This window comes from Mesorhizobium sp. WSM4887 (assembly GCF_029625865.1).
Taxonomy (GTDB): Bacteria; Pseudomonadota; Alphaproteobacteria; order Rhizobiales; family Rhizobiaceae; genus Mesorhizobium.
The window spans coordinates 61,278-78,135 of sequence record NZ_JARTVP010000006.1 but is presented as its reverse complement, the minus strand read 5'-3'; the positions used below and the strand labels follow the sequence as shown (position 1 = coordinate 78,135).

Genomic DNA, 16,858 nt, shown 5'->3' with positions numbered 1-16,858 from the left:
ACCACTCAACCAAGCCGATAGTGCAATCAGAGGAGAACATCATGAGAAATTTGCAGAAACTGGGGCGTCGCAGCTTCCTTGCCGCAACGCTGGCGCTGAGCGCGTCGATTGCGTGGTCCGCCGGCGTTCGCCACGCGAATGCCGCGACCGTCGACGAGATCAAGCAGAAGGGCACCATCACCTTCGGCATCGTCACCGATCAGCCGCCGTTCAGCTTCATCAACGCAAACGGCGAGAACGAGGGCTATGACATCGACATCACCAAGCTGATGGCGAAAGAACTGGGTGTCAAAGTCGCTTACGTGCCGATCACCAGCGCCAACCGCATTCCGCAGCTTCTGACCGGCAAAGTGGACATGCTCATCTGCGTGATGGGCGTCTACCCGGATCGGGCAAAGGTCGTCCAGTATGTGGCCCCCTACGCATCGATCAACGCCGCGATCTACGGGCCGAAGGACAGTCCGCTTTCGAAAGTCGAGGAACTGTCGGGCCATTCGATCGCTGTCGAGAAGGGCAGTTCCATGGACAAGGCCGTCTCCGACGCGGCCCCCAAGGACGCCAATGTGCAGAAGTTCGATGACGCCTCCTCTGCGGTGCAGGCGCTATTGTCAGGGCAGGTCGAATATCTCGGCAGCTACAGCCATCAGTTCGGCGGCGTCGAGAAGGCCGCGCCCGGCAAATATGCCCAGAAGATCGTCCTGTCGACCGAGTATGAGGGCATCGCGGTGAGCCCGCAGTCCAAGGAGCTCGGCGAGTGGGCCGGCCAGTTCTGGGATAAGATCAAGAAGGACGGGACCCTGGACAAGCTCTACCAGGACCACTTCGGGACCAAGTTCCCCGACATGCCGGCCACGATGGATGGCATCACCTTTACCGCGAAGTAAGCTGGCCTAGGCGAGGCCCGTACCAAAAAAGGGAACCACGACAATGACTGACAAGACAATCGAAATGGTCGACGTCGACAAATGGTACGGGCCTCTGCACGTCCTCAAGAAAGTCAACCTGGAGGTGTCGCCGGGCGAGCATATCGTTCTGTGCGGCCCTTCCGGGTCCGGCAAGTCGACGCTGATCCGCTGCATCAACTACCTCGAGGTGACGCAGGGCGGGCGCATAACCGTCAACGGAACGGCACTCGGTTCCAAGGGGAGCAATGCCGATCACATCCGCAAGGACGTCGGCATGGTCTTCCAGCAGTTTAACCTCTTCCCGCACATGACCGTCGTCGAGAATTGCATGCTGGCGCCGAAACGCGTCAAACACATGGGTGACAAGGAAGCCCGTGAAGTCGCCATGCGGCTCTTGGATCGCGTCCACATCGCCGAGCAGGCCAACAAGTACCCCGCCCAGCTCTCGGGCGGGCAACAGCAACGCGTCGCGATCGCCCGGGCACTGTGCATGGGTCCGAAGGTCATGCTGTTCGACGAGCCGACTTCGGCCCTCGATCCGGAGATGGTGAAGGAGGTTCTCGACACCATGATATCGCTGGCCGAAGACGGCATCACGATGATCTGCGTCACCCATGAGATGGGGTTCGCCCGCGCGGTGGCTCACAGGGTGATCTTCATGGATGGCGGCCAGATAATCGAGAGCGCTCCCCCTAACGAGTTCTTCTCCAATCCGCAGCATCCCCGGGCCAAGGCTTTCCTCGGACAAATCCTGAACCACTGATCGGATCCCGTGGGCTGCTTCTGTCCCCAGTCAGGGCAGGTCTGAAGAGCCACCCGGGTGGAAGGGGTGCCGTCGCGCAGGACGAAGGACTCGTGCATTCCCACAGAGGTCCCGGTGCCGTCGAGTGACATCGACACTTTGTGCTGGGACTTCAAGGGGCAAAAACGAAACAGCCGTAACGCGATCCGCGCAAATCAATCAAAAGCCGCAGCCCAGCCATCGCGTCGCGGATCACTTCCAGCGATTTTCAATCCGTTGTCCTGGATCTTGATGATCTCCAGACTACAAGGACCTTCAAGTGTGCCGACTGTTTTTAAGGTATGGCCGCGGCTTTTTAGATCGTCCTTGACCCCTTCAGGCATCTGATTTTCAACTGTCAGGGTGTTCTGGCCAGCATGGGGCCAGTTTGCGCCTTGCCCACACTGATCACTTGACCACCGCGGCGCCTCGGCCACTGTCTGAGGATCCAAGCCGAGATCAATAAGCCCAACTATGGCTTGGAAATTCACCTGAACTTGGTTGTCGGCACCCGGTGTGCCGAGCACTCCTCTCACCTGGCCATCCTTCAGAAGGATAGGAGCATTCATTGTGTGGCGAACCTTTTTGCCTGGGACGAGTGCATTGGGGTGCCCGCTAGCCAAGTGCCAGCAGCACATCCGATTGTTCATCAAGATACCCGTCTGAGGAAGCATGACGCCCGATCCAAATGTCGCGTTGAGGCTTTGAATAGCCGACACCACCTGCCCCTCTCGATCGGCAATGCAGAAGTAAGTCGTTTCGGCTGGTTTCTCTGGCTCCGCGATCGGCCGATCGGTCGCCACATGCAGGTCGATCTGAGATACAAGGTCACCAAGCCGGTTCTGGTCCAGCAAATGACCGGGATCGAAATCTATGTAGCGGGGGTCGCCAGCGTACCTTTCCCGGTCCAGGAATGCCAACTTTTTAATCTCCACCATCAGATGGATAAGCGTGGCTGGATCATCGCGCGCTACCGACACATCACAAAGGTCGAGCATCGCCAATTGTTGCAACAGGGCAAAGCCTGTCGAAACGGATGGCGTCTGTAGGATTTCATACCCACGGTAGCGACCTTTGATCGACTCACGTGTGCAGGATTCTACGGCGGCCAGATCGTCCCGTGTCACTAGCGAACCCAAGGCATGCAGGTCCTGGGCAATAGCCCTCGCCAAGCGTCCGCGATAGAAACTCTCAAGGCCTTCTTCCGCAAGCGCTTCCAAGGTTTCCGCCAGGCGCGGGTTCATAATCCGCATGCCAATGTCCGGCACTCCCCCGTTCAGCAGATACCGCGACGAGGCAGAGCCTGCCGTTTCGAAACGCCATGCGTCTGTGCTTGCTGATCTTCGGTAGGTGTGGCCAACGGGCACACCGCGCCGCGCGAGTTGGACGGCTGGCGCGGCAAGCTCCTTGACAGACTTACGGCCGTGATTTGTGTGCATGGCGAAAAGCGCTGCAACGCTTCCCGGCGCGGAAATCGACATGGGGCCATTTTCCGGCAAACCCCGCGGATAAGCATCGGCTCGAGCTGCTAGCGGAGCACATCCCACCCCTTCGTAGACATATCCCTGCCCGTCGTGGACATGATAGAAGCCATCGCCACCGATGCCTGACATGAAGGGTTCGGCAACGCCAAGGCTCAGAGCTACCGCGAAGGCCGCATCAACCGCGTTTCCTCCGGACTTCAGAACATCCAGTCCGACTTGGGTTGCGGCAGGATGGTTTGTGGCCACGGCGGCGTTCCCCATGATAAGGGGCCGCCAGGTGCGGACTGAATTCACCGTACTTTCCCTCGACGCTCGCCAATATCCCAAAAAAGACCGGTCATGTTTCGCAACGCATCGCGCACGAGTGTTCCAAGGACATGTTCGTTCGGGGCATGCTGGCAGCAGCCGGCATAACTATGCGGAATCCAAATCGTCGGCAGGTTGAGTATCTCGGTAAAGGCATCATTGGGGAGCGACCCCGCAAGATTTGGTAGAATGTCTGGCCTCATTCCACTGGATGCGGCAATTGAATCGGCGACAAATTCCACCCAAGGATGGTTTAATGGGAAACGAGTGGCGGGAACCGCGTCTTCGCGCCGCCCAACGACTTGGACCGCCTCGTAGCCATTGTCGTCCAGGTGGCGCCGTAGTGCCGGCAGGATTTCGGCGGGGTCGGTTCCTACCACGTATCGAAGTTGGCAGGTGGCGACCGCGCTTCCGGCAATGGCATTCTGTGGCGAAGCGGGGCTGCCCGAAAGCATGCTCAGCACAGCAAAGCTGTTCCATCCAAACGCCCTTTCAATCGGTGTAAGGCCTTGCTCGCCCCAGCTATGGTCAACATCAGGGCCGCCTTCTGGGAGTGGCAGCGAGGCGATCGATGCGCGGAAGTCGTCGGTCAAGCTCTTCGGCCGCCATTCCGAAATTCTAATCTGCCCGCGCGCATCCGCGATGCTGGAAATTGCATGGGCCAGGATAATTGCAGGGTCGGCGAGCAATCCTCCAAAGTTTCCCGAATGGTAGGCGCGCTCGCGCAGGTTAACCCGCAAATCGAAATTGAAGGCTGCGCGTGATCCCAAGAACATGGTCGGAACATTGCTGCGGAGGCGAGGACCATCAGAAGCGATCAGGACGTCCGCCGAAAGTCGGTCTGCATTAGCCGTGAAGAATTCTCGCAGTCCAGGAGACCCTATCTCCTCCGAGGTCTCCATCACCAACTTGACGTTGAAGCCGAGACTTCCTTTTTGCTGTAAGACAGCAAATAGGGCCTTCAGATTGATCAGATGCTGTGCCTTGTTGTCGGCGGAGCCTCTACCGTAGATGCGGTCCCCCTCGACCGTTAGGAGATAGGGATCGAGACCCTCTCGCCAGGACCGCGTGTCGGGTGCGCAGACATCGCCGTGACCGTAGATCAGGATCGTACCGAACTCGGGGTTTTCGATCCGGCTCGCTAGCAAAATGGGAGAGCCGTCCGCCGTCGCTTCCATCGACGTGGTGAAACCGCATTGATCAACCAGTGGGACGATCATTTCAACAAGGTAGCGACGCAACTCTCCCGCGAAGGCAGGATCTTGGCTTTCGCTTCTAACGGCAACAAGACTGGCAAGATCGTCATTGAATCTATTGAGGAAATAATAGTCACTTTTAGCGATCGCCTGATCGCGGCCTCCTTGATCGAACGAATAGGTCATATTGGGATCCTGCGAAATTCTATCTGGTCGTCATGGGGCAATCATGGCCGTCAAGGTGCAGCGAAGCCAATCTCGAGCGTTGTTTGTTCGTCGAACTTCGGAACCTCCCAACCTTGCCCCGGCATGGCTGCCAAAAGCTCCTTCGTGTAAGGATGTTGAGGTTTTCCGAGCACCGTTTCCACCTTTCCCCGCTCGACAACCTCTCCCTTGTTCATGACGATAAGCTGGTCAGAGACCTGCGCAGCTACCCGCAGATCATGAGTGATGAAAATCATCGTGAGTCCCATTTTCTGTTTGATCTCCTGAAGGAGATTGAGCACGTCGCGCTGAACCGAAACGTCGAGAGCGGAAACGGCTTCGTCCGCGATCAGGATCTTCGGCTCCACCATCAACGCTCTTGCGATAGAGATGCGCTGTCGCTGTCCACCGGAGAATTGTGGAGGATAGCGGGTGAGCGCGTCCTGACTGAGACGCACAATCCGAAGCAATTCCCGCGCACGTTCGATCGCAGTCTTTTTCGAGACCCCGAAATTGGTCGGTCCTTCAATGAGCTGGTCGCATATCGTACGGCGTGGATTAAGCGAGCCATACGGGTCCTGGAAAACGATCTGAATATCTTTGCGGCGGCTGCGCAGTCCTTTCTTCGAAAGCGCCATAAGGTTTGCGCCGTCAACGATCACCTCGCCGGTATCAGGATCGGTTAGCCGCATCAGGCAACGTACAAGTGTCGATTTGCCGGAGCCGCTTTCTCCGACGATGCCAAGCGTTTCGCCTTTCTTGACCTCGAAACCGACATCGCGGACGGCCGCTATGGAAGACGACTTCCCGAAAAGGGTGGCTGCGGTGTGGAAGCTTTTCACGATCCCGGTCACCCTCATCGCGACGGGAAGGTTGTTCTCAAACGAAGCGCCTTCTTTTGTTCGACGCGGGACGGCGGAAATGAGCTGCCGTGTATAGGCATGTGTCGGTCGGTTCAGGACTTCATCGGCCGCACCTTGCTCGACAATCTTGCCGTGTTGCATGACCACAACCCTGTCGGCGATTTCCGCGACCACATCAAAGTCGTGCGTCACAAATACGATACCAGCGCCATGACGGCTCTTAAGGTCCTTGAAGAGGTGGAGGATTTGCGCCTGGGTCGTAACGTCCAAAGCCGTGGTAGGTTCGTCGGCGATCAGGACTGTCGGATCAAGGGCCAGTGCCATCGCTATGACAATGCGCTGCCGCTGCCCCCCGGAAAGCTGATGGGGGTACCTACCATATATCCGCTCCGGGTCGGGAAGTTTCACCTCCGCAAACAAGGCGAGCGTGCGTGCCCTTCTTTCGGCGCTTGCGAGTTGGGTGTGCTGCTGGAACACCTCAGAAACCTGATCGCCCACACTAAAGCAGGGATTGAGGGCGGTCATCGGCTCCTGGAAGATCATGGCAATCCGGTTACCACGTAGCTTGGCTAGCTCGCGCTCTTTTAAGGTCAGAAGGTCGACCTCGCCGAGAAGAATTTTGCCAGACGTCGGCGCGAGCGCCTTTGGTAGAAGGCCCATCGTCGCGAAGCTCGTCATGGACTTTCCAGAACCACTCTCACCCACAATGCAGACAATTTCCCGGGGACGAACGTCGAGGCTGAATGACTCGACCGCGTAGAAACGATCCCCTCCTCGCGGCAATGCGATACTCAAATTGCGGATCGACAGAACAGGTGAAGTCTGCTCGTCCATTAGTTTCTGCCCTCAGGCGTCGTGAGGTCGCGAATACCATCGCCGAACATGTTGATGGCAAGCACAAGGACGAAGAGCGCTGCACCCGGAATAGCGATGAGCCAACTGTTGAAAAGCAGCATTTCCTTGCCCTCCGAGATCATGAGGCCCCAAGACGGCGTTGGCGGCTGCACCCCCAGCCCCAAGAACGACAATGCTGACTCCAGGATTATCGCATGAGCCATTTCGATGGTGCAGATGACGATCAGGGCGTTGGCGATATTGGGAAGGATGTCCTTGATCAAGATGCGGGGCAGGGGGGCGCCGAGGACCTCGGCAGCAGCGATATATTCGTGATTTCTGACCTGCATCGTCGCGCTGCGGATAACTACTGCGGCACGATCCCACAAAAGCAGACCGAGCACGGTTGTAATGACGAACAGGGAGCCGCCGAAAAGCGATACGATTGCGAGTGAGACAAGCACCACCGGGAGTGCGAGTCTCACATTGATGATAAAGCGCACAACAGCATCGACGCGCCCGCCAAAATAGCCGGCAAGAATTCCGAGCGTCGTGCCGATCAGCGTTGATACCGAGGCAGCCGTAAAACCGATCATCAGCGAGACGCCGGCACCGTACAACAGGCGCGAAAAATAATCTCGACCGAGTGCGTCAGTGCCAAGCGGATGGTCCCACGAACCACCGAGGAAAACCGGAGGCCGTAATCGCATAACAAGGTTCTGTAAGTATGCATCGTGCGGGGCAATCAGGGGTGCGCTGATCGCAAGAATGACCAGCGTCAGGAGGATAGCCCCCGACAAGAGAAACCCGGGATGGTGTAAGGCGCGAACCACCATCAGTCGTCGCGGCGACGGAACGGCAACTGTCTCGGCTGGTATGGTCATGCCTTTCGAAGCCTCGGATCCAGCCATGCATTGAGTAGGTCGGCAACCAGCGTGAACACGATGTAAAACATGGAGAACACGAGAATGAGCGCCTGCATGGTCGGTATGTCGTTACGAGCGATTGATTGCCAGGCTAGGAGACCCGCCCCTTGCAGTGCGAACACCGACTCGACGATGATGGAGCCGCCAAGCATAAAACCCATCTGAACGGCAGCGAGGCTCACCACCGGTATCACGGCGTTGCGCAAGGCGTGCTTGAAGAGAATTTTTCGCGACGACAAACCCTTGGCCCTCGCCGTGCGTATGTAGTCCGAGGTCAGCACCTCCAGCATGCCGGCGCGCGTCAGCCGCATCAACGCTGGTGTTGCATAGTAGCCCAGCACGACGGTCGGCATCACGAAGCTTTTCCACGATGAGGCGCCGGATGCGGGAAGCCAACGCAGTTTGATGGCGAAAACTACGATCAGAATAAGACCGAACCAGAAACTGGGGATTGCCTGCCCTACCACAGCGAGGAAAAGAGACAGCCGATCGAAGAAGGAATTCGGCTTGACCGCGGCAACGATTCCGAGCGGAAGCGATAGGATGAGCGCGAATGTGATGCTCAGCAACCCCAGTAGCATCGTGACCCCAAGATGTTGGGCCAAGAGCTGGCTGACAGGCAGCTTGAAATAATAGCTGTAGCCGAGATCGCCTGTCATCGCGCGGCCGAGCCAATCGAAATATTGAACGACCACCGGGCGGTCGAAACCGTACTGAACTCTGATTTGCGCGATGTTGTCTGCACTCGCACCCTCGCCGGCGATCGCAATCGCGGGATCCCCTGAGAAATTGAGCATGAGGAAGGTGATGGCAGACACCGTTATCGCGACAAAGAACGCCATGGTCAGTCTGCCGACTATAAACCTTGTCATGTGGCGACCTTCCTTGTCATGAGATGGGTGAGCCGGCGAGGCGGCTCACTTTCTGGAACGGCTAGTTCCATGCCATGTCAAAGAAGCGAACAAGTTCGTCGGGCGTTGGATCGAACTTCAGATCTTTCGACAGCGCATAATTCACTGAGTAGGACCAGAGCGGAACGACATACGCCTGATCTGCGATCCGATTGAATGCCTTGGAGTAAGCGGCCTTGCGCTTCGCTTCATCGACGGTGGCTCCGGCGGTTTGCAGATCGCCGGCGACGTCCTTATCTTGTGCATAGTCCTGATTGCTGAGACCAAAGTAGATCGGTGTAATTGCTGCGACGTCTGCAATAGAGCTTGAGCCGTCAGTGAGGAAAGAGATCGGAACTTTTCCTTCGGTTCTTTTAGCGGTTAGCGCGGAATACTGAAGTACGCTGGTTTCCACATTGATGCCAACGGAAGCAAGATTGCTTACCATTGCCTCGGCTAACGGACGATCGCGGTAGACGCCCATCTCGGTTTTGAAGCCGTCTGGGTAGCCTGCCTCCTTTAGGAGCTCTTTCGCCTTGGTCGGGTTGTATTCATAACTCTGGACCTGGGTATCGCAGCCAAACTGTGCAGGATTGCAAAGGCTGTTGATGATTTCAGAGCCGCCCTGAAGAAGACCTTCCACGATCCCCTTGCGGTCAATTGCGTAATTGATTGCCTTGCGTACGCGGACATCCTTGAGCGGGCTTTGTTCCGATGTCCTACCTGCGGCATCAAGAGCCAGAAAGCCAACGCGAAGGCCTGGCCTGCTTGTGACATTGAATTCTCCGGCGCCGGCCAAATTCTTGGCGACGTCCGACGGAAATTGCCACATGAAGTCGAGATTACCGGACATAAGCTCGGCAAGCTGGGTGTTTACGTCGCGAATGGTCCGGATCTCGATCTTTTCGATGGCAGGCTTTGCCTTTGGGCCGTCGAAATAATTCGGATTCCGCTCCAACGTGTACCCTGATCCCGGCGTGACCGACGTTACCTTGTATGGGCCGGTGCCAACTGGCATGGCGGCCATGCCGGAAACGCCGGCTTTTTCGTAGTAATCCTTTGGATACATCGGGACGAAGCCGCTAAGGGCTGCCATCGCCATTGCATAGGGTTGAGCAAGATGTATCCGTACGGTGTAGGCATCGATCTTTTCCGCCGATTTCATCCATTTGACCCAGTCATACAGGACAATCTTGTTCGCGGGATCGACGATGTAATTGATGGTGAACACGACATCGTCGGCATCGAAAGCTTCCCCGTTGGAGAATTTGATGCCTCTGCGCAGCTTGAATTCAATCGTCTTGTCGTCTGGCCAAGACCACGATTCCGCGAGATCGCCCTTGAACTCGCCACTTGCTGGGTCTCGATACACAAGGCCGTCATATATTTGAAGACCAGTGATCAGCCCCTCGCGAGAGCTGTCGAAATAATAGTTCAATGTTCCGACTTCGCCATTTAACACAATGTGCGCGACGCCGTCATCCTTCCCCGCGTATGCCGGAACGTAAGCAGCGGTACTCAGCGTACCAGCAGCCAGCATCAAACCAACCCATTTCTCTCTCATGGCTTTCGTTCCTCCAGAGCATTTTTTGCGTTCGGACGCGCCCGTTTTTTTGCCGCGTCATTATCCCAAAATTTCGGAGACAATGCCGGTGCGTCTGTTTTGCTGATTGTCATAATGTATGACTGTCACAAATTGTGCACAAGGTCAATCCGATTGCATATCGCTTCTGAATAATTGTATTGGATCGCCGTCGGGGGGTAAAAATGGGCGGATGCCCCCGTGCGTTGGCGTGGTCAGGAATTTGAAGTGTCTGAGAAAGGCCGCATCCTGGATATGCGCGTCGAGAATCAGATGGGTCGTGCGAGGTCAGATGACAGAGGAAAAAGTCGCCAAGAGCACTGCGGGGAGGCTACGCGATGCTATCGAGAACGATATCCTGACTGGCGTGCTTGCGCCCGGTCAGCGTATTGATGAGCAGTCTCTTTCTAAGCGATTTGGCGTTTCTCGTACTCCAGTTCGCGAGGCGCTCGCTCAGTTGGCTTCAGACAGCCAGGTGGAGCTGCGACCCAATAAGGGAGCATTTGTTTCAGCCGTCCGGATCGATCGTTTGATCCAAATGTTTGAGGTTATGGGCGAGTTGGAAGGGATGGCGGGCCGACTCGCCGCTATGCGTCTCCGAATGGAGGACCGGGAGACCCTTCAACGAGCAATGGATCAATGCGTTCGCGCTGCGTCTAGCGGCGATACTGACGCCTACTACTACGAAAACGAGGAATTTCATCAAGCGATTTATGCGGCTAGCCACAATGGATTTCTGATCGAGCAATGCCAAATGTTGCAGAGAAGGCTAAGGCCTTATCGGCGCCTTCAACTACGCGCGGTCAATAGAATGCGCAGCTCTCTCGCTGAGCACCAGGTAATCGTCGAAGCGATTTTTGCTGGCGAAAGCTCGAAAGCCGAAACGGCGCTCAGAGCGCATGTCGTCATACAAGGTGAAAGGTTCCAGGATCTCGTTGCTTTCATGGCGGAAGCGGCCTCGCTAAATTAGCGGGTTGTTCTGAAATCACCATCAGCGGCCGTTTAGGATTTTCGGGGGCGTTCCTGCGAAAGGACTCCTGCTCGCGGCTTTCCGCGAATCGAATGGCTGCACGGCACGGCCTAGCAGCGGCCACCGCACATCGAGCACATCAAGCCTTTAAACGCGCGGCTTCTCAGCTTTCACAGATATAATGCAAAGCGTTTGACATTGTGTACGATTGACATGATATTGCATTTTATCATTTGAGAGATCGCTATGTTGGCAGACATGCCGAGTACGTCACCGTCATTCCTTGCAGCTCTTATCGAAAACGTTACGAACGGAAGCCGGCGGTTGTTGAGGCGGGCTAGTCACGCCAAAGCTCCTATCCCCTCGGTGGAACTGATAAGGATCGCGGAGGAATTGCTTTCGCGTCGTGGCGAGGCATCCGGCATCGCTCTCGCGGAGGAATTGCTGGCGGCCTATAAGTGGTCTTCGCCCCAGAAGCGCCTGGAGTTTCTCCTTGGATTGGCGAACGATTTTGGCCCCCACATCGAGAATCTGAGAACGGCGCTCGACCTGATCGAGAGCGATCCGTCGCCGGATCATCTATACGCACTCCATGCGGCTTCGGAACCTCGACGGCAGCAGTTGTTTAGGCGGATCAATCTCGCGGGAGGGGGCACCAAGTCACTCATTGCGATGAGAGAGGATCTTCTTAAGAATTTGCAGAAACATCCTGAACTCAAATGGGTAGACGCGGATTTTTCGCATCTCTTCGCATCGTGGTTCAACCGGGGTTTTTTGGTCCTGAAGCGGATCGACTGGGAAACACCGGCCAACATACTCGAAAAGATTATTCAGTACGAGGCGGTCCACGAAATCGCAGATTGGAATGACCTGAGGAACCGAGTGCAACCGCCAGACCGACGTTGTTATGCATTTTTTCATCCACAGTTAGTCGACGAACCGCTCATCTTCGTAGAAGTGGCGTTGACAATGGAGATGCCGCGGCACATTCAGCCCCTACTGCAGATTGAGCGGGAGTTCGTGCTGGAAAGAGATGCGACAACCGCCGTATTCTATTCGATTTCGAACACCCAGACGGGATTGAGGGGCGTCTCGTTCGGAAATTTCCTGATCAAGCAGGTCGTGCAAGACCTCAAAGCGGAATTGCCTAACCTCAAGCATTTCGCGACATTGTCGCCCGCTCCCCGTTTCTCCAAATGGCTGGCAACTCAGGCGGCCAGCGGTAGTAATCAGTGCGGCCCGCTGGATGCACTAGAGAACCCCACCTGGTCCGACGACAAGCAGGTGGTGGAGAACATCGGGCCTCACATAATGCGGATGGCCGCTCGCTATTACTTGGATTCACGAGATTCGAATGGGCGAACGATCGACCCTGTGGCTCAGTTTCATTTGAGCAATGGAGCACGGCTCGAAAGCATAAATATTCTCGGCGACCGCTCCGAAAAGGGTCTCGTGCAATCCCACGGCGTGATGGTCAACTACGTCTACCATCTCGCCGATATCGAGGCGAACCACGAGGCCTTCGCGGAGAGAGGCGAGATCGTCGCTGCACCGCACATTCGCAAGCTTCTCGAACCTTTGAAATAACCATCTCATCACTACCGGCTGAATGAGCCGCATACGACGCCTGTTGGAGTTGAAATGAACGGAAATCTCTTCTCTTATTTCCAGGGTCATATTTGCAATGCCGAGAGTGTTGCGATCGATGATACCAAAGGACGCGTCTACACCTATGAGGACCTGGTAAGACTTTCGGGGCAGATAGCAAACGTTCTCGTTGAGCGAGGGGTCCGCCCAGGCGACCGGGTAATGGTGCAGGTCGAAAAGTCTGTCATGGCGGTTTGTCTTTATCTGGCGACGCTCCGTGCCGGTGCTGTTTTCCTGCCCTTGAACACTGCCTACACATATTATGAGGTAAAGTACTTCGTTCTGGACGCTGAACCGGCTCTCTTCATCTGCGACCCTTCGCACGAACGATCGCTAGCGCAGATTGTTGGGCGGGTAGGCGCACAAATAGAGACGCTTGCTGCAGATGGACGGGGGAGCTTGTTTGAAGCCTCGAGTGTGGCGTCCTACGCGTTCCCGACGGTTATTCGGGAGGCGGACGACCTGGCGGCCATACTTTATACCTCGGGCACGACCGGACGATCGAAAGGTGCGATGCTCACGCATGGGAATTTGCTATCCAACGCGCTAACGCTTGTCGATGCATGGGCCTTTACGGAGCAGGACGTCCTCATTCACGCGCTCCCGATCTACCATACGCACGGCCTATTCGTGGCGATTAACGTCTCGCTTCTCTCCGGCGCGGCAATTCGGTTTCTCAGGAAATTCGACCCGGATCTCATCATCGACTTGATGAAGGAGGCAACGGTTCTAATGGGGGTGCCGACATTCTACGTGCGGCTCCTGCAGAGCCCCCGCCTCGATAGTGTCGTGTCTGGCATGCGGCTCTTTGTTTCGGGTTCGGCGCCTCTACTTGCGGAAACCCACGTCGAGTGGCAGCGCCGCACTGGCCACGCCATTCTCGAGCGCTATGGGATGACAGAAACCAACATGAATACGTCCAACCCCTACGATGGCCTACGTGTGGCCGGAACAGTCGGACCTCCTCTTCCAGGAGTGTCGATCAGGATCACCAATCCTGGCAACGGCGCCTCGGTTGGCAACGATGAAATCGGCATGATCGAGGTTAAAGGTCCGAATGTCTTCGCGGGATATTGGCGTTTGCCCGAGAAGACGGCAGCGGAAATGCGACCGGACGGATACTTCATCACTGGCGATCTTGGTAAGATTGACCAACGTGGGTACCTTCACATCTTGGGGCGCGATAAGGATCTCGTCATAACAGGGGGCTTTAACGTCTATCCCAAAGAAGTTGAAAAGGAGATTGATACACTCCCCGGCGTGGTTGAAAGCGCCGTTATTGCGGTGCCTCATCCAGATTTTGGGGAAGGCGTAACGGCGGTCGTTGTTCGCGGCCTAGGGGCGAATATCGCGGAGGACGATGTCCTGGCGGCGGTTCAAAATCGACTTGCTAAGTTCAAAATTCCCAAACGTATCGTCTTCATTGACGAACTGCCGAGAAACGCAATGGGGAAAGTCCAAAAAAATGTTCTTCGCGACAAGTTCAAAGATCTGTACCTAGATACTGCCGCAGTGTAGATTATTGGTGTCCTCTTATAAGCGCGGTGCTCACAATGACAGCTATCGCAGCGCTCAATTCGGCGCGGAAGTCGTTCCGGGATCCGCAACTTTGTTTCGACAATGGGCGCGTTCCTTCCTGACCATATCGTAGGATTCGATGTAGGCCATGCCTAGGAGGTATCCGACCAGATGCAATCGATGAGAGGCAGCTATCTGGTAAAGTTCATTTAGGCTGGCGCTAATATAGGCCAGTGCCTCGCCACGGTCTAAGGTCAGTTTTTTAGTTGGCATTTTGACGAACCCGTTCCCCACCCGTTTGACCACTCGGTCAGCTGAAGTGTGTCGTTATCAGTTCTGATGTTTGTTGCTGCAGGCGCCCACCGGTACGTCCATACCGATATCGAGGATGGGTGCGCTGTGAACAGGTATTTTCGCGATACTTTCCGAAAGAACCGGGTTTCCAGATGCTTGGCTGGCGATTCACAGTGCGGCTGGCCAACCCGATCGCGTGAGACGTCAAGCGTTCCCGTTATAAGGACATTTTTCGATGGTCTCCGAAGAGCACTGTGAAATGTACGAGATGATAAAGCGGCACGACGAGGACGGCGTCGCGCGCGTTTTCCAGCTTCAGCTCGACAGCACCTTTCCCTCGATCGAGATATTGCGGGCCCAACGCCCGGATCTCCTAAGTGGCGACGCTGAGGTCAGCGTTGCGGATATTTGATAGGCAGGCGTTTATCCGCACGGCTGCGTGCTGACTTGCGTATGTCCAATGTGTGCCTGTATAAAGCACATATTGAGGTCGCCATTGAATACCCGCTTTGCAGTTGCCACGCACATCCTGACCTTTCTCCAGTCACAAGAAGGTTCGCCCGCTTCGTCGGAGCTGATCGCGTTGAGTGTCAACACCAATCCGACGCTGATCCGCCGCCTCCTTTCGCAACTGGCCAAGGCTGGATTGACGACCTCTCAGATGGGAAGTGGCGGCGGCGCATTGCTGGCCCGAGCCGGTTCCTCGATCACGCTGCTCGACGTGCACAAGGCAATCGACGAAGACGTCGTTATTTTCCCGCTTCATCAGGAACCGAACCCTCAATGTCCGGTCGGCCGGCACATCAACAAGGTTCTGCAAGGTCATATCGCCGATATGGAACAGGCGATGGAGCGCGAGCTGGCGCGCACGACCTTAGCTGACCTTGCGAGCGATATTTCCACCATCAACTCAGCCGCTTGAGGGAAAATCTGATTTTTCGCGCGGCACCCCTTTGCGTAGATATGTAATAGATATAGATACACATTTGTCTGCGACAGAAATGGTTAAATATTATGGCAGCTCGATTCGCACGCCACCTCGTGCTTGCGACGGTGGCAATCCTTCCCCTCACAGGTGGGCTGAACCCTATCGCACGTCATGCAACGGAGACAAAAATGACCACACAAGAAATACAGGTCGTCGACCTCCTCAAGGCTATCGAAACCGGCGCGACCGAACCGGTCGGCGTGATCAATCCCGAGAAGTACATCCAGCATAATCTGGCTGCGGCAGACGGCTTGAAGGGTTTTGCAGAACTCCTTGCCGCTCTTCCCAAGGGGTCGGCCAAGGTGAATACCGTGCGAGTATTCCAGGACGGCGAGTTCGTTTTCGCCCACACCGACTACGATTTCTTTGGGCCGAAGGTCGGTTTTGACATCTTTCGCTTCGAACACGGCAAGATTGTCGAACACTGGGATAATCTTCAGGATACCGCAGGTCCCAATCCAAGTGGCCACACGATGGTCGATGGACCGACCGAGGCGAAGGACCTCGACAGGACGGAAACGAACAGGACTTTGGTTGCGGCTTTCGTTGACGACATTCTCGTTAACGGCCGCATGGAGAAGCTTTCTGGCTATTTCCACGGAGACAACTACACGCAGTATAACCCACAGATCGGCGACGGCCTCTCGGGGCTGGGTGCTGCCCTAAAGGCGATGGCCGAAGCGGGCATAACCATGAAGTACGACACGGTCCACAAGGTGCTGGGCAAGGGCGATTTTGTCCTCACTGTGAGCGAAGGCAAATTCGCTGGTAAGCCGACATCGTTTTATGACCTGTTCCGGGTTCAGAACGGCAAGATCGCCGACACGATCGAACCGATCCCCGCGAAGGCTGAATGGAAAAACCAGAACGGCAAGTTCTGACAGGTGGGGGGCGGCGCCTCCGCCTGCTCGACGCCTGTTGTTGGTTACTGGCCCAACCATCTGCCCATTGCCTGGGCAGCGGTCCGTTCGGATCACCGCAAGCCTTCGTCCTGCTCCGCAAACGACCTCGGAAAACGTTCGGTGTCGTACCGTCGTACCTACCGCACCTTGCAAATATTGCGATGAACGCGGAGGTGCGGAGGTCGTGCTGTAGCCCAGTTTGTGTGAGACCGTTTGAACGGAGAGGCCGTCCGCGAGCATGGCCGCCGCACGAGAGAGGCGCAGCCGTTGCCGCCATCGTGACGCTAGTACAGAACGACTTCCAATCGTGCGAAAGCATTCTGAGACGTCAGGCGGGAGATATCGCCTGCATCATCCTCGAGCTCCAATCGTGTGCGGGGGGATCGTTTACCTCGAGCACGAATTCGTCCGTCAATTGCTCGATCTCACAAGCGAACTCGGGATGTTGCTGATCTTTGATGAGATCATCACCTTGCGCGCGACCTTCGGGGCCTGCAAAGCAATTACGGCATCGACCCCGACCTGACCATATTCGGTAAGATAATCGGGGGCGGTGCCGATCGGAGTC

The 16,858-nt window shown here is 56.0% G+C and carries 14 protein-coding genes; 8 read left to right on the top strand and 6 right to left on the bottom strand.

The genetic code is table 11. The annotated features are described in order from the left end of the window. Nucleotides 1–41: 41 nt before the first annotated feature. A complete protein-coding gene (locus P9230_RS21695) occupies nt 42–884 on the top strand; it encodes a transporter substrate-binding domain-containing protein (RefSeq protein ID WP_278055580.1) in 843 nt (280 codons plus the stop codon). Nucleotides 885–927: 43 nt separating this feature from the next. Further along, the gene (locus tag P9230_RS21690; protein WP_278055579.1) at nt 928–1,668 is read left to right on the top strand and encodes an amino acid ABC transporter ATP-binding protein; all 741 of its coding nucleotides are present in this window, start codon (nt 928–930) and stop codon (nt 1,666–1,668) included. A gap of 194 nt (nt 1,669–1,862) precedes the next feature. Here the strand turns inward: P9230_RS21690 and P9230_RS21685 are convergent, their stop codons facing one another. The 6 genes from P9230_RS21685 to P9230_RS21660 all read right to left on the bottom strand — a co-directional run bounded on the left by P9230_RS21685 (nt 1,863) and on the right by P9230_RS21660 (nt 9,953). Then, a complete protein-coding gene (locus P9230_RS21685; protein ID WP_278055577.1) occupies nt 1,863–3,464 on the bottom strand; it encodes a gamma-glutamyltransferase family protein in 1,602 nt (533 codons plus the stop codon). Continuing rightward, nucleotides 3,461–4,858 (bottom strand): M20 family metallopeptidase, encoded by a 1,398-nt coding sequence (locus P9230_RS21680; RefSeq protein WP_278055576.1) that lies wholly within the window; start codon nt 4,856–4,858, stop codon nt 3,461–3,463. The genes P9230_RS21685 and P9230_RS21680 overlap by 4 nt, the downstream gene beginning before the upstream one ends. Before the next feature lie 50 nt (nt 4,859–4,908). After that, entirely contained in the window at nt 4,909–6,573 is a 1,665-nt protein-coding gene (locus tag P9230_RS21675) for an ABC transporter ATP-binding protein (RefSeq protein ID WP_278055575.1), read from the bottom strand. After that, a complete protein-coding gene (locus P9230_RS21670) occupies nt 6,573–7,457 on the bottom strand; it encodes an ABC transporter permease (protein WP_278055574.1) in 885 nt (294 codons plus the stop codon). The genes P9230_RS21675 and P9230_RS21670 overlap by 1 nt, the downstream gene beginning before the upstream one ends. After that, a complete protein-coding gene (locus P9230_RS21665; protein WP_278055573.1) occupies nt 7,454–8,371 on the bottom strand; it encodes an ABC transporter permease in 918 nt (305 codons plus the stop codon). Before P9230_RS21665 ends, P9230_RS21670 begins: the two co-directional genes overlap by 4 nt. A 61-nt stretch (nt 8,372–8,432) precedes the next feature. Then, nucleotides 8,433–9,953 carry an ABC transporter substrate-binding protein gene (locus tag P9230_RS21660; protein ID WP_278055572.1) on the bottom strand — a complete coding sequence of 507 codons (1,521 nt, stop codon included), beginning with the start codon at nt 9,951–9,953 and terminating at the stop codon, nt 8,433–8,435. Nucleotides 9,954–10,263: 310 nt separating this feature from the next. Between P9230_RS21660 and P9230_RS21655 the strand changes: the two genes are divergently transcribed. The 6 genes from P9230_RS21655 (at nt 10,264) to P9230_RS21630 (ending at nt 16,269) form a co-directional block, all read left to right on the top strand. After that, nucleotides 10,264–10,941 carry a GntR family transcriptional regulator gene (locus tag P9230_RS21655; protein WP_278055570.1) on the top strand — a complete coding sequence of 226 codons (678 nt, stop codon included), beginning with the start codon at nt 10,264–10,266 and terminating at the stop codon, nt 10,939–10,941. A 246-nt stretch (nt 10,942–11,187) separates the two neighbouring features. Next, a complete protein-coding gene (locus P9230_RS21650; protein WP_278055568.1) occupies nt 11,188–12,528 on the top strand; it encodes a malonyl-CoA decarboxylase in 1,341 nt (446 codons plus the stop codon). Between the two features lie 54 nt (nt 12,529–12,582). Further along, nucleotides 12,583–14,106: a malonyl-CoA synthase gene (locus tag P9230_RS21645; RefSeq protein ID WP_278055567.1), complete on the top strand. Its 1,524-nt coding sequence runs from the start codon at nt 12,583–12,585 to the stop codon at nt 14,104–14,106. Nucleotides 14,107–14,635: 529 nt separating this feature from the next. Next, nucleotides 14,636–14,812, top strand: a complete 177-nt coding sequence (locus P9230_RS21640; RefSeq protein ID WP_278055566.1) for a hypothetical protein — start codon at nt 14,636–14,638, stop codon at nt 14,810–14,812. An 84-nt stretch (nt 14,813–14,896) separates the two neighbouring features. Further along, nucleotides 14,897–15,322, top strand: coding sequence for an Rrf2 family transcriptional regulator (locus P9230_RS21635; protein WP_278055564.1), 426 nt, complete (start codon nt 14,897–14,899; stop codon nt 15,320–15,322). Between the two features lie 194 nt (nt 15,323–15,516). Then, a complete protein-coding gene (locus P9230_RS21630; RefSeq protein ID WP_278055562.1) occupies nt 15,517–16,269 on the top strand; it encodes a nuclear transport factor 2 family protein in 753 nt (250 codons plus the stop codon). The last annotated feature ends 589 nt before the right edge of the window (nt 16,270–16,858 follow it).

Bases quoted from the DNA above. Each gene is read 5' to 3' on its own strand.
- P9230_RS21695 (WP_278055580.1), top strand. From the start codon at position 42: ATGAGAAATTTGCAGAAACTGGGGCGTCGCAGCTTCCTTGCCGCAACG.
- P9230_RS21690 (WP_278055579.1), top strand. From the start codon at position 928: ATGACTGACAAGACAATCGAAATGGTCGACGTCGACAAATGGTACGGG.
- P9230_RS21680 (WP_278055576.1), bottom strand. From the start codon at position 4,858: ATGACCTATTCGTTCGATCAAGGAGGCCGCGATCAGGCGATCGCTAAA.
- P9230_RS21675 (WP_278055575.1), bottom strand. From the start codon at position 6,573: ATGGACGAGCAGACTTCACCTGTTCTGTCGATCCGCAATTTGAGTATC.
- P9230_RS21670 (WP_278055574.1), bottom strand. From the start codon at position 7,457: ATGACCATACCAGCCGAGACAGTTGCCGTTCCGTCGCCGCGACGACTG.
- P9230_RS21665 (WP_278055573.1), bottom strand. From the start codon at position 8,371: ATGACAAGGTTTATAGTCGGCAGACTGACCATGGCGTTCTTTGTCGCG.
- P9230_RS21660 (WP_278055572.1), bottom strand. From the start codon at position 9,953: ATGAGAGAGAAATGGGTTGGTTTGATGCTGGCTGCTGGTACGCTGAGT.
- P9230_RS21655 (WP_278055570.1), top strand. From the start codon at position 10,264: ATGACAGAGGAAAAAGTCGCCAAGAGCACTGCGGGGAGGCTACGCGAT.
- P9230_RS21650 (WP_278055568.1), top strand. From the start codon at position 11,188: ATGTTGGCAGACATGCCGAGTACGTCACCGTCATTCCTTGCAGCTCTT.
- P9230_RS21645 (WP_278055567.1), top strand. From the start codon at position 12,583: ATGAACGGAAATCTCTTCTCTTATTTCCAGGGTCATATTTGCAATGCC.
- P9230_RS21640 (WP_278055566.1), top strand. From the start codon at position 14,636: ATGGTCTCCGAAGAGCACTGTGAAATGTACGAGATGATAAAGCGGCAC.
- P9230_RS21630 (WP_278055562.1), top strand. From the start codon at position 15,517: ATGACCACACAAGAAATACAGGTCGTCGACCTCCTCAAGGCTATCGAA.